Consider the following 12,655-nt stretch of genomic DNA (forward strand, 5'->3'; position numbering starts at 1 on the left):
CGAACGTGTATATTTGTCGCCCAGTAAGGGCTGTTCTGAGCACGAATCCGGAGATTAATGAGCCTCGCGGCCGCCCACTCGAGTAATGACCGAGATCATCGACGGCAACGCTGTCGCAAGCGAGATTCGAGACGGCTTGACGGACGCGATCGAGACGCTCGCCGACGCGGGTGCGCGGCCGGGCCTGGCAACGGTCCTCATGGGCGACGATCCGGCGAGCCAGACCTACGTGAACATGAAACAGCGCGACTGCGAGGAGGTCGGGATCGAGAGCCACCACGTCGACGTGGACGGCGATGCGCCACCCGAGGAGCTGTACGACGCCATCGCGGACCTCAACGCCGACGACGATATCCACGGCTACATCGTCCAGGCACCGGTGCCGGACCACGTCGACTACCGCGACGTGATCCGCCGGGTCGACCCCGCCAAGGACGTCGACGGCTTCCACCCCGAGAACGTCGGTCGCCTCGTCGCTGGCGACGCCCGCTTCCGTCCCTGCACCCCCCACGGAGTACAGAAACTCCTCGAGTCCGCCGGGATCGACACCGAGGGCAAGGACGTGACGATCGTCGGCCGCTCGGACATCGTCGGCAAGCCCCTCGCGAACCTGCTGATCCAGAAGGCCGACGACGGTAACGCGACGGTGACGGTCTGTCACTCCCGGACCGACGACCTCGCCGAGAAGACCCGCCGCGCGGACATCGTCGTCGCGGCCGCCGGCGTCCCGGAACTCGTCGACGGCTCGATGCTCTCCGAGGGGACCGTCGTCATCGACGTGGGCGTCAACCGCGTCGACGCGGACACCGACAAGGGGTACGAACTCGTCGGCGACGTGGAGTACGAGAGCGCCGAGGAGAAAGCCAGCGCGATCACGCCCGTCCCCGGCGGCGTCGGTCCCATGACTCGCGCGATGCTGCTCTACAACACGGTCAAGGCAGCGAGCCTGCAGGAGGACGTCGCCGTCGACCTCCCCTGAACGTCGGCTCGTGTCCGATCGGGCCTCCCGTTTATCGTCCCGACCGACGCACTCCCGCTTCTATCGCCGCCCGGAACTCGTGCGGGCGCTCGGTGCCGAGAAAGATCGGCTTGCCCTCGATGCGATCGATTTCGACGCCCGTGTTCGCGTCGGCGCGGTACTCCCAGCCGCGTCTCGTCCACCGGATACCGTACTGGAAGGCACGACGCTCGTCCCGACGAACGCGTTGAATATTCGCGAACGGGATCGACCGCCACGAGCGATGGAACGGTCGAAAGCGGAAGTAGACTCCATCGTCGCGGACCTGCGTCCGAAGCTTGGCCCAGTAGACGAGGGGCACGACGCCGAGGCCGGGGCCGACGATCGCCGCAATCGCGGCGAGCGAGCCCGGCGTCACGCCGTTCTCGCCAATGATGACGAGTATCGTGACTGCGAGCGGCGAGATCGAGAGAGCGAGGACAGTGGGCCCCATCCAGGACGGGAGCCGCTGCCGTTCCTCGAACGTCGCGTCGGTGGGCGTCGATCGGCCGGTCTCGTTACGTGGTGGCGACCTCATTCGATCGAATCGAACTCGAGACCGTCCAGCCGCTCCTGAGCCTGCGAGAACGCGAACTCGTCGCCGCGCAGGCCGTTTGCGAGGTCGCGGGTGGCTTCGACGAGCCGGTCGGCGATCCGGGGCGCTACGTCGCCGTCGAGCATTCGGATTCGCTTGACGTGTTCGCCGAGCGTCTCGAGCGCGCCGCGTTCGCTGGCGGTCAGATCGCGGTCCTCGGCCCAGGTGCGAACGTCGCGACGGTACTCGCGGACCGCGTTGGCGTAGGCCAGCCCGCGGGCCGCTTCGAGCGTCGGGGGAACGTCCTCGACGGGTGGGCGACCCCCCTGATCGGCGTCGCGCAACAGCGCGAGGAAGTAGAGTTCCTCGCGGTCCTCGAGTTGGATTTCGCGGGCGACGATGTCGGCGACGTGGAGCAGTTCCGTCGCGGCGAGATAGGTATCGTCGAGTTCGCGGAGGGTGCCGGCGTTGACGAACCCGCGCCGGCGGACGTACTCGCGACAGCGGTCGCGGGCGCGTTCGGCGAGGTCGTCGGTTTCGATCTCGTCGATCGCGTTTCGGACAGGGGTGAGATCGAACTCCACCTGCAGGTCGGTGTGTTCGGTGCGGTCGTCGACGCCGACGCTCCGGAGGCTCCCGCAGGCCGGACAGCCGACGCTTCCCGTCTCGTAGTACGACCAGCGCGTTCCACACTCCTGGCACTCGCGCTCACCCCGGATCTTCATGGCGACTACTACGGCCGGGGGACAAAAAGGCTCACCGGACCCCGAGCGACGACCGCTCTGGACGGCTCGAGTCGCCGGATTCGTCGACCAGCACCCGTCGAACTCGAGCTATCGGTTCCGACGGCTTCGGTCCGTGACGGCGCGTCGTTGTCCTCGACCGATCCGTAACGGTTCGCGATCGATAACTGTCATTAGCTTATTAACGACGGTAAATAAGCTATTAACGGGCTGCACAGGCAGGCCACATCGAAACCAGCCGGAACGTATTATCGAGGTATATGTCCCGCAAGCGACTGAACCGACGGACGTTCGTTACCGCGGCAGGAACGACGACTGCGCTCGCGCTGGCCGGCTGTGCCGACAGCGGCCCCGGTGGCAACGAATCGGAGAACGGAACGGACAACCAGTCCGGCAACGAAACCGACGGCGGCGACGAGACGTACACGCTGACCGTAACTGTCGAAAACGCTGAGGGTCCGGTCGAGGGCGCGACCGTCACGCTCGAGGAAGCCGGCATGTCCGGTGCGGGCGAGGACGGGATGGGCAACGAATCCGGTAACGAGTCCGACGGCGGGATGGACAACGAGTCCGACGGCGGAATGGACAACGAATCCAGTAACGAGTCCGACGGCGGGATGGGCAACGAATCCGGCAACGAGTCCGGCAACGAAACGACCGATATCGGGGGCGGCCAGAGCTTCCCGATGGAGGACGAGACCGACGAGAACGGCGAAGTCGAATTCGAGGAACTCGAGGACGGAGAGTACACGGTAATGGCCGAGAACGAGGGCGAGCAGACCGAAGACGACGTCGAGATCGACGGTGGCGACGAAGAGGTGACACTGACCTTCGGCGACGGTGCCGGCAACGAATCCGAGGGTAACGAGAGTGTCACCGGCAACGAGAGCGACGGAAACAGCAGTTAAGGGTATCATCGCCCCTCGTGCGGGGCCGTATCCACTTCGTCGATCGACTCGAGTCGCGAGCGAGCGCCGGCGGTACCGACCGTCGATCTCGTTCGTTTCCGACCATTTCACGCCGGAAACCGATCTATTCGCGACCGAAACAGTGGTGAACAACGCGCCGGTGGGGCCGGCGACCGACGACGCGTGACGACTTTTTTGCCCCCTCGGCCGATAGTAGCGTGTATGCGCGACGAAGAAGAAATCCGCGAGCAGTACGAGTTCCTCAAAGAGAACCTCGAGAGCGACGAGATGCGCCACGAGGGCGTCAGACAAATGTTCACCTACTACAAGCGCGCGCTCGGCTGGGTGCTCGAAGAAGAGCATATCTGATCTACACACGGGACGTCCGCGGCCGACGCATTGTCGTTACCTTTAAGTTCTACCAGCGAATTCTTCCACGTGACGCTTCGCTTGGAGGGCCGAAGCGTCAGCGGGGACCAATTCAGGGCGGCAAGCGATCGCGTGACACTTTTCCGTCACGCGATTTGCTTTCCTGTTTCGAACGATTACCAGTTCCGAGTAGCGACGCTTCTCGCTTCCGCTGCAACGAAGCGGACGGAGAGACTGCCTATGTATATAATCGTACCGAAACAAAATGGCTGTACTGTAAACATGAACAGCGCATTATGGGAGATTTGCCGGATAACCAGTCACCGGCGTTATGGGACCCCCACGCTCGAAACGAGTCTTCTCGCTAGTAATACCCCTCTTTCGCTCGAAACAACCCGATAGCCTTATTAAAATTCGACAGTAAGTGAGATTGGTACTTACCCAATGTACGACCTGACAGGATTCCAGCGGGACTTGCTCTACGTCATCGCTGGCGAGGAGGAACCGCACGGACTGGCGATCAAAGAGGAACTCGAGCAGTACTACGAGAAGGAGATCCACCACGGTCGACTCTATCCGAACCTCGACACGCTCGTCGACAAAGGGCTCGTCGAGAAGGGCCGACGCGACCGGCGAACGAACTTCTACACGCTCACCCGTCGCGGCCGTCGCGAACTCGAGGCGCGCCGTGAGTGGGAGTCCCAGTACGTCGAACTGTAATACGACTCGCTCGGCTCGGTGTCGTGCCGCTTCGAACGGTTGCTGCAGTGATCGTCTCGTCCTCGTCAGTTCGATCTATTCGGTGAGCGACATCGACCCACCGCTTGTTACTCGATCCTCGAGAACGGATGCGACGACCGAGCAGCGTCGCCGCCGGCGGGTCGCTTATGTGCGACCGCAGTGAATCTCCGCGGGTGAACGAGGTCGTACTGCAGGTCGGCGACGCGCCGCTCGAGGAGACGGTCGTCCGGATTGCGCTCGCGGGCGCGCTGGGGATGTTTCTCGGCCTCGAGCGCGAGTGGTCCCAGAAGTCGGCCGGTATCCGAACGTTCTCGCTCATCAGCCTGCTCGCGTCCGTCTTCACCGTTCTCGTCACCGAATCGGACACCGTGATCGGCGAGAGCCTGCTGGTTCTGGGTGGCGTGCTCGTGATCGTCCAGGGCGTGTTGCTCGCGGTCCAGGGACTCATGAGCGAGGACGAAGCCGGGCTCTCGCTGACGACTTCGGTTTCGATGCTCGTCGCCTACGGGGTCGGCATTCTGGTCACCGTCGGCTTCATCCTGGAGGGAGTGACCGTCGCCGTCCTCTCGTCGCTGTTGCTCGTCCTGAAGCGCGAACTCCACGAGTTCGCCTGGGGGCTCTCCCACGAGGAGATGCGCTCGACGACGGAGTTCGCTATCCTCGCATTCGTCGTCTACCCGCTCCTGCCGGCCCAGACGACAGTCGAGTTCGCCGGGCTGGCGATTCCCCTCGAGCCGCAGGTCATCTGGCTGATGGTCGTCGCCGTCGCGGGGATCGGTATCGTCAACTACGCGATCGTCTCGACCTACGGCGGGCGCGGCATCGCCATCACGGGCTTCTTCGGCGGGCTGGCCTCCTCGACGGCCGTCGTCGGCACGATGCTCGATCACGTCGACCAGCGGCCCGACGCGGCCTCCTACGCCGTCGCCGCAATCTTGCTCGCCAACGCCGCCATGGCCGCACGGAACCTCGCGATCGCGGTCGGCTTCACGGCCGGCAGCGACTCCGACATCCTCGTCGAAGCGATCATCCCGCTCGGCGCGGTCATCGTCCTCGCGTTCGCCGTCGCCGCGCTCACCGCCGACTGGAGCGAATCCGGCCCGATGGAACTCGAGAGCCCGTTCTCGTTGCGCAACGCGCTCGCGTTCGGGGCCGTCTTCCTCGTCGTCCTCGTCTTCGGGTCGCTGGCCGAAACGTGGTTCGGGACGCTGGGCTTCTACGCGACGGCGGTCGCCAGCGGCTTCGTCTCGAGTGCGGGCGCGACCACCTCCGCGGTCGTTCTCTATCGGGGCGGCCAGCTCGGGCCGGCGGAGGCAACGGTCGCCATCCTGCTCGCGACGGTCTCGAGCATCGTCGTCAAGGCGCTGCTGGCGGCGACCTCGTCGGACACCGGCTTCCGGAACCGGGTCGCGGCCTACAGCACGATTCTGCTGGTCGGTGGCGCGGTAGCATCGCTAGCCGTCGTCGTTTAGCGGTCAGTAACTTTACCCGTCGACGGTCGAAGCTCTCGTATGGACCGAGCAACGGCCGAGCCCCGGATCGACGACCTCCCCGGGAAACGAGCTAGCGAGTGGGTCGACTACCACCACCGGTTCGCCGCGCCGAGTACGTACGTTTACGAGTTCGTCTGGGACGCCGGCGGTGAGGCGGTCGGCCCGTTCTGTACCGACGTCGACGGCAACGTCTTACTGGATTTCACGAGTCACGTCGCGGCCGCGCCGCTGGGCTACAACAACCCGACGATCCGCGAGAAGCTCCGCGCGTTCGATCCCGTCGATCCGGGGAAGATCGCCGGACAGGATTTCTACGTCAGCGGCGGCGGCTCGGCGAACGAGCCCGAATTCCCCGGTCCGACGCAGTTGATGGACCGGCTGGTCGCGGTGACCGACCACTACGACATGGACCGGGTTTTCCTCTCGAACTCCGGCGCGGAGGCCGTCGAGAACGCCATCAAGATCTGCTACGCCGCTGGCGGTCACCGCGCGTTCACCTTCGACGGCGCGTTTCACGGCCGGACGCTCGGCGCGCTGTCGCTCAACCGTTCGAAGGCCGTTCACCGCAGCGGCTTTCCCGAGATTCCCGGCGTCGTCAGCGTCCCCTACCCGTCGACCGACGAGGCCTACGAGACCCGCTGGCTGACCGACGGCCCCGGCGGCAACGTCGTCTCCGACGCGCTCCACCCCGATCGCGGCGCGATCGACCCCGACGAGATCGCCTACCTCATCCTCGAGCCGATCCAGGGCGAGGGCGGCTACCGCGTCGCCCACCCCGAGTTCGCCCGCGACCTCGAGGCGCTACGCGATGAGTACGGCCTCCGGATCGTCGCCGACGAGATCCAGTCGGGCGTGGGCCGAACGGGCGAGTTCTGGGCCGTCGACCACCTCGACCTCACTCCCGACGTCATCGCGAGCGGGAAGGGGCTCCGCGTCGGCGCGACGATCTCGCGCTCGGACGTCTTCCCCGCCGAACGGGGTCGGCTCTCCTCGACGTGGGGTGCCGGCGACCTCGTCGCGGCTATGGCCGGCGTGCTCACGGTTGACGTCATCCACGAGGAGAACCTGCTCGCGAACGTGCGAAAGCGAGGCCAGCAGCTTCGGACGCGTCTCGAGGACGCCGTCGACGACGGCGACATGCCCGGCGTCATCGACGTCCGCGGTCGCGGACTGATGCTCGGCGTCGAGTTCGATACGAAGGATCGACGGGACGCGGTGCTCGAGGGAGCGTTCAACCGCGGTCTCCTGACGCTGGGCTGTGGCTACAAGACGCTGCGACTGCTGCCGCCACTCGACGTGACCGAACGGGAGATCCGACTGGGGTCGAGGCTGCTGCTCGAGACGATCGACGAGATTGGCGACGAACGCGAGCGGTAGAAGCGGACGGCAGTGCGACGCTACTCGCTGCGAAGTTCGTTCATGTGGTCGATCCGGCGCTGGAGGAGATCCGCCTTCCCGATGTCGTGGCGGACGTGCAGCCCCTCCTCGCCGGCGACTGCGAGCGCGTCCTCGGCGATTTCCTCGGCCTCGTCGATCGAGTCGGCGACGCCGACCAGGGCGAACGACCGGGAGGTCGTCGTGTAGATGCCGTCGTCGCGCTCGTCGACGCTGGCGTAGTAGAGCAGGGCGTCTCCGGCGCTCTCCTCGTCGACCTGCACTTTCGCACCGGCTTCGGGATCCGTCGGGTACCCCTCGGGGACGGCGTACTTGCAGACCGTCGCCTGGGAGGCAAAGTCGAGTTCCGGTGGGGCCTCGCCGTCCCGTGCCGCGGTGAGCACGTCGAGAAAGTCCGTCTCGAGCACCGGCAGGGTGTTCATCGCTTCGGGGTCGCCGAAGCGGGCGTTGAACTCGACGACGCGGGGACCGGTCTCGGTCAGCATGAACTGGCCGTAGAGGATCCCGCGGTAGTCCTCGAGGGCGTCGACGGTGGCCTCGATGATCGAAACGGCGTCGTCGTAGTCGTCCTCGGTCATGAACGGGAGTTCGTTCGTCGCGTCGGAGTAGCTGCCCATTCCGCCGGTGTTGGGGCCTTCGTCGCCCTCGTAGGCGCGCTTGTGGTCCTGCACGGCGGGGGCGGTGCTGAATTCGCCGTTGGCGACGAACGCCTGAATGGTGAACTCCTCGCCGATGAGTCGTTCCTCGAGGACGATCCGGTCGTAGTCGGACTCGCGGATGTACTCCTTGCCCTCCTCGGCGGTCACCTGGTCGCCGATGACCTTGACGCCCTTCCCGCCGGTGAGGCCGGCCGGCTTTATCGCGAGGTCGCCGTCGTACTCGTCGATGAAATCACAGGCGGCCTCCATGTCGTCGAAGGTCTCGAAATCGGGGCAGCCGGGGATGTCGTTTTCCTCCATGAACCGGCGCTGGAAAGCCTTGTCCGTCTCGATGCGGGCGTCGTCCTCCTTCGGGCCGAAGGCGTAGATCGCCGCTGCCTCGAGCGCGTCCGCCAGGCCGGCCTCGAGGGGCGCTTCCGGGCCGATGACGGCGATGGTCGCGTCGACCTCCTCGGCGTAGTCGACGACAGCCTCGGAGTCGGTCGTCTCGAGCGTCTCGAACCCGGTCGCGATACGGGCAATGCCGGGGTTCTTGTTCCCGGCGCAGGCGTAGAGGTCGGCCTCGCTGTCCTCGAGCGCGCGGGCGATGGCGTGTTCGCGACCGCCACCCCCGATCAGCAGCACGTTCTCTCGCATGGTCGATACCGGAACGCACGAACCTGTAAACGTTGCTTTTTCTTCGGCTGGAAGTATGCACGAACGTGGGTAGCACAGTCGCCCGCTCGAGGGGGCAGGCGGAAATGGCCGACGGGAGACGGCGATACCGCCGCGTTAGCGGAGGAAGTCGTCGTCGAAGGTGAGGCTCTCCTCGTCTACGGGGGTGAACTCGGCGGCCACGAGGTTCCCAGCGGGGTCGAAGATTTCGGACTCGTCGCGCATCACGTAGAGCGCGCCCGTGTTCGTCTGTGCGGCCTCCTGTGCGAAGAGGAGGAACCGCTGATTCGTGCCGAGATATCTGGCGTGGACGGTGTTGTAGTCGGTGAACAGGCCGCTCTGTTCGATGTCCTGTGGAACCCAGCCCTGCGCTCCGGAGGTGATCTCGAACAGCGCTTGGGAGTAGAAGTCGTCGGGACGGACGGCTGCTTCGCCACCACCCCCTTCCAACAGTTCGAAATCCTCGTCCACGTCGTATTCGAAGGGGAGGTTCTGCTCCCTGAGCGGACGGAACTCCACCTGAATGAGACCCGGCGCTGGGATTTCTTCCTGCGTCCTGTCCGACAGCAGGTCGTCGAAGATGTAGACCTCCCCTTGCTCTATCTGAGTGTTCGGCGGAACGAAGATGTACCCTTCCTCGTTCGTATTGAAGTACTCGACGACGCGAACCTCGTGATTTCGCACGACATCGGGGTTTTCTACCACGGGTGCGTTTTCTAGCGGCGGCGAAACGACCCTGAAGATCGCGCCGCCAAAGAACGTCTCGCGAGTCGCGATGACGTTTCGGAAGGCGGTATCCTCCGCGTCGTTACCGTCCTCGGACTCCTGAGCCCCCGCAGTTCCGGGCAATCCGAGTGCGAGGACGCTCGCGGCCGTGGCACCTGCCTGCATGAACCTGCGTCTCGTCTCGGAACGTGATGTATCCGTCATGCTGAAGTAGCTCCCCTTTCGGGTATCCCTCCGTTTCGACTCGTCTTCGGATAGTCCCGATGCCGGATCATGCAGCCGACTGTGGGCCGTCGTCGATCGGACTTCCGCGTTCGGCGAGCTGGCCGATCACTGATCGGCGTTCGACCGGAGCCGTTCCCGGAAGAACCCTATGAGCCCGCCGACGTGGCCCGCCCCCCAGATCGCCACGGCCAGCCCGCCGATCCCGTTGAACACGAAGTCGGTAACGATGTCGTCGACTCCGTAGACGGGGACGAGGTCGCCGAGAGCGTATTCGAACACTTCCCAGAGGACGCCGACCGCGAGGACGAACACGACGATGAACACCGATCGAAACGCAGGCGGGACGTCGATGTCGTCGGAGTGGAGTTCGAACGCCCGGAACGAGGCGTAGCCGATGCCGGCGACGACGATCGACGAGACGGTGTGGGTTATCTCGTCGTACCACGGGTACTGCGCGTAGATACCGATCGAACCGAGGGAGTGGAGGAACACGGCGCCGGTGATCCAGAGGACGAGTCCGGCGTCCATCGAGTAGCCGTACTCGCGGCGCAACAGCGCGGGCAGGACCGTCACTCCGAGCGCGATGGCTGCCGTCACCGAGACCGAAAACCGCGCCGTCACCGCCCCGTAGGCGATCAGTCCGATCAGCGCTCCCTGAAGGATCCGAACGGTGTATCGCTCCTGATCGTCGGAGAGACCGACCGACTCGCCGAACGTCATGTCGACTCCGCGTCGGGTATCGCTCGGCCGACGGTGCCGGCGGGTTCGAACCGCACGAAGTACCATTCGAAGAGCACGCCGAGGGCGAGCCCCACGAGCGTGACGATGACGATATCCCGTTGCAGTTCGGTCTGCGATCGCAGGAACTCGGACCCGAACCACCGGTCCGAGTAGAACTGGGCGACGGTCCACAGCGCCTGACAGGCCATCGTCATCATGACCGCGAAGGCGACGGCGAACCGCCGGCTCAGTTCGATCGACGTGAAGACGTCGAGTTCGACCACCACGATGAGCGCGAGCGTCGCGACGATGAGGTAGCCCGCGGCTTCGGGACCCAGCCCGATCGCCCTGGCGAGCACGGCGACGGCGGCGACCGACAGCAGCGGCCAGGGGACCATCACCGTCCAGTCGCGTGTGTAAAGCGCCGGTATCGCGGCCACAGCCACGACGAGCAGTGCGAGGAGTCGCCAGAGAACGGTGGCGGTCAGCACGCTCTCGATGGCGCTCACCGCCACGACGCTCAGCAGCACCCACCCGATGACGGCGTTCGTCCGCCGACCGTGTACGAGTCGCTCAAGCGTCACCACACCGGCTATGGGACGCGGTCACACTAAAATCCGGAGCCGGCGCAAGAACCCTCGAGAAACGCCGAGCAGCCAACCTGCTCCGAGAGGTCCTCCAGACGTATGAGAGAAGACGCATCGCTCGTGTTCCCGGTGTGATCGGTTCCGGACCGTACGTTATTATAGTCGTTCGGTCGTTACGGTTCGAGCAATGCGACAGTACCTCGAGCTCGTCGACGCGGTCCTCTCGGAGGGCACCCACAAGCCCAATCGGACCGGCGTCGACACGATTTCGTCGTTCAGCGAACACTACGAGGTCGATCTCCAGGACGGATATCCGCTGCTGACGACCAAGGAGATGGACGGTTACCGCTGGAACTCGATGCTCCACGAGGTCTGCTGGTATCTCTCCGGCGAGGAGCATATCAAAAACCTCCGCGAGGAGACCAAGATCTGGGACGCCTGGGCAGACGACGAGGGCCGACTCGATACCGCGTACGGCCGCTTCTGGCGGCGGTTTCCGGTTCCCGAGGACGACGCGCGACTCGAGGGGGAGTCCTGGCCCGACGCGGCCCACCAGTGGGTCACCGAGGAGGCCGACGGGCGGAAGACGTTCGACCAGCTCCAGTACGTGATCGACACGCTCTCGGATTCGCCGAACTCGCGCCGACTGGTGGTCAACGCCTGGCACCCCGCGAACGCGGCCGTCTCGACGCTCCCGCCCTGTCACTACAGCTTCGTCTTCAACGTGCAGGGCGACCGGCTGAACTGCCACCTCACGCAGCGGTCGGGGGACACCGCCCTCGGAATCCCCTTCAACATCGCGGCCTACTCACTCCTGACGAAGGTCGTCGCCCAGCAGACCGGCTTCGAACCCGGCAGCTTCGCTCACACCGTCGTCGACGCCCACGTCTACTGCGGCCGCGGCGCGCGCGGCGACTGGTACGCCGAGAACCTCGAGACCCTCCAGTCGAAGCTGGCCGACGCCGACGAGCGGTCGGATTACCTCGATATCAAGGCCTGGCTCGAGTCCGAAGCGCCCGCGGAGGCCGATGGCGACGAACGGCTCGATCACGTCCCCGGGCTGCTCGAGCAACTCTCGCGGGAGCCCCTGGAGCGGCCGACACTCGAGGTGGCCGACGTTTCGATCGACGAACTGTCCTACGAGGACGTCGAACTTCGCGAGTACGAATCCCACGACGGGATCGAGTTCTCGGTGGCCGAATGAGCGCGGACCAGGACCGAAACGCGACGGCGGCCACACCGCCGGAACTCGAGACCGACCGCGAACTCGTCGCCATCGTCGCCGTCGCCGACAACGGGGTTATCGGGAAAGACGGCGACATGCCCTGGCACATCCCCGCCGACCTGCAGCACTTCAAGGAGGCCACGATGGACCACCCCGTCATCATGGGCCGGGTGACGTACGAGGGCATTCTCGACAGCCTCGGCGAACCGCTGCCGGGTCGAACGACGGTCGTGTTGACGAGTCGGGACCTCGAGACGCCCGAGAGCGCCGTCGTGGCCCACGGCCTCGAGGACGCCCTCGAGGCGGCGGAAACCGCCGCGCGGGACCGCCACGACGATGCCGACCGCATCTTCGTCGCGGGCGGCGCGACCGTCTACGAACAGTTCCTGCCCGCAGTCGATCGGCTGATCGTGACGGAAGTCCACGACGAACCCGACGGCGACACCTCCTTCCCCGACTGGGATCGCGAGGCGTGGACGGAGGCGAGCCGAGACGAGCGCGACGGCTTCGCGTTCGTCGAATACGTCCGTTCCTGACCGTGCTCGAGCGACGGGGCTGGTCCCCGGTGTCGTCTCCCAGCCGATCTCGATTCTCACCCGTCGCCACGCCGTTTCGATCGCAGCGGCGCGATCGGAATCTATCGAACGGCGAATACCACCATACAGTTGGTATTATATA

General features: G+C 65.2%; 14 protein-coding genes. 8 read left to right on the forward strand and 6 right to left on the reverse strand.

From position 1 onward, the window contains the following. The first annotated feature begins 85 nt into the window (after nt 1-85). Nucleotides 86-979, forward strand: a complete 894-nt coding sequence (locus NDO75_RS21540) for a bifunctional methylenetetrahydrofolate dehydrogenase/methenyltetrahydrofolate cyclohydrolase (protein ID WP_310908673.1) — start codon at nt 86-88, stop codon at nt 977-979. 31 nt (nt 980-1,010) lie between these two features. Here NDO75_RS21540 and NDO75_RS21545 read toward each other — a convergent pair whose 3' ends face one another. Further along, nucleotides 1,011-1,535 (reverse strand): hypothetical protein, encoded by a 525-nt coding sequence (locus tag NDO75_RS21545; RefSeq protein ID WP_310908674.1) that lies wholly within the window; start codon nt 1,533-1,535, stop codon nt 1,011-1,013. Beyond that, the gene (locus tag NDO75_RS21550) at nt 1,532-2,257 is read right to left on the reverse strand and encodes a TFIIB-type zinc ribbon-containing protein (RefSeq protein ID WP_310908675.1); all 726 of its coding nucleotides are present in this window, start codon (nt 2,255-2,257) and stop codon (nt 1,532-1,534) included. Before NDO75_RS21550 ends, NDO75_RS21545 begins: the two co-directional genes overlap by 4 nt. Before the next feature lie 278 nt (nt 2,258-2,535). Between NDO75_RS21550 and NDO75_RS21555 the strand changes: the two genes are divergently transcribed. From NDO75_RS21555 to NDO75_RS21575, 5 genes are all read left to right on the forward strand, one after another. Beyond that, complete coding sequence (locus tag NDO75_RS21555) at nt 2,536-3,183, forward strand: hypothetical protein (protein WP_310908676.1); 648 nt, start codon at nt 2,536-2,538, stop codon at nt 3,181-3,183. 222 nt (nt 3,184-3,405) lie between these two features. Next, a complete protein-coding gene (locus tag NDO75_RS21560) occupies nt 3,406-3,552 on the forward strand; it encodes a hypothetical protein (protein ID WP_310908677.1) in 147 nt (48 codons plus the stop codon). Between the two features lie 444 nt (nt 3,553-3,996). Beyond that, nucleotides 3,997-4,272, forward strand: coding sequence for a PadR family transcriptional regulator (locus NDO75_RS21565; RefSeq protein ID WP_310908678.1), 276 nt, complete (start codon nt 3,997-3,999; stop codon nt 4,270-4,272). A 194-nt stretch (nt 4,273-4,466) separates the two neighbouring features. Further along, complete coding sequence (locus tag NDO75_RS21570; protein WP_310908679.1) at nt 4,467-5,765, forward strand: DUF4010 domain-containing protein; 1,299 nt, start codon at nt 4,467-4,469, stop codon at nt 5,763-5,765. Between the two features lie 39 nt (nt 5,766-5,804). Then, nucleotides 5,805-7,163 carry an aminotransferase class III-fold pyridoxal phosphate-dependent enzyme gene (locus NDO75_RS21575; RefSeq protein ID WP_310908680.1) on the forward strand — a complete coding sequence of 453 codons (1,359 nt, stop codon included), beginning with the start codon at nt 5,805-5,807 and terminating at the stop codon, nt 7,161-7,163. Nucleotides 7,164-7,183: 20 nt separating this feature from the next. Here the strand turns inward: NDO75_RS21575 and purD are convergent, their stop codons facing one another. The 4 genes from purD to NDO75_RS21595 all read right to left on the reverse strand — a co-directional run bounded on the left by purD (nt 7,184) and on the right by NDO75_RS21595 (nt 10,752). Next, a complete protein-coding gene (purD, locus tag NDO75_RS21580; RefSeq protein WP_310908681.1) occupies nt 7,184-8,476 on the reverse strand; it encodes a phosphoribosylamine--glycine ligase in 1,293 nt (430 codons plus the stop codon). 135 nt (nt 8,477-8,611) lie between these two features. Continuing rightward, nucleotides 8,612-9,385, reverse strand: a complete 774-nt coding sequence (locus NDO75_RS21585) for a hypothetical protein (protein WP_310908682.1) — start codon at nt 9,383-9,385, stop codon at nt 8,612-8,614. A gap of 165 nt (nt 9,386-9,550) precedes the next feature. Beyond that, the gene (locus NDO75_RS21590; RefSeq protein WP_310908683.1) at nt 9,551-10,165 is read right to left on the reverse strand and encodes a hypothetical protein; all 615 of its coding nucleotides are present in this window, start codon (nt 10,163-10,165) and stop codon (nt 9,551-9,553) included. Beyond that, the gene (locus NDO75_RS21595) at nt 10,162-10,752 is read right to left on the reverse strand and encodes a hypothetical protein (RefSeq protein ID WP_310908684.1); all 591 of its coding nucleotides are present in this window, start codon (nt 10,750-10,752) and stop codon (nt 10,162-10,164) included. The genes NDO75_RS21590 and NDO75_RS21595 overlap by 4 nt, the downstream gene beginning before the upstream one ends. Nucleotides 10,753-10,939: 187 nt before the next feature. On the opposite strand from NDO75_RS21595, the gene thyA reads away from it, so the two are divergent. After that, nucleotides 10,940-11,956, forward strand: a complete 1,017-nt coding sequence (gene thyA / locus NDO75_RS21600; RefSeq protein ID WP_310908685.1) for a thymidylate synthase — start codon at nt 10,940-10,942, stop codon at nt 11,954-11,956. Then, on the forward strand, nt 11,953-12,513 hold the full coding sequence (locus NDO75_RS21605; protein ID WP_310908686.1) for a dihydrofolate reductase: 561 nt from the start codon (nt 11,953-11,955) through the stop codon (nt 12,511-12,513). Before thyA ends, NDO75_RS21605 begins: the two co-directional genes overlap by 4 nt. The last annotated feature ends 142 nt before the right edge of the window (nt 12,514-12,655 follow it).

Source organism: Natrinema sp. 1APR25-10V2 (genome assembly GCF_031626495.1).
GTDB lineage: Archaea > Halobacteriota > Halobacteria > Halobacteriales > Natrialbaceae > Natrinema.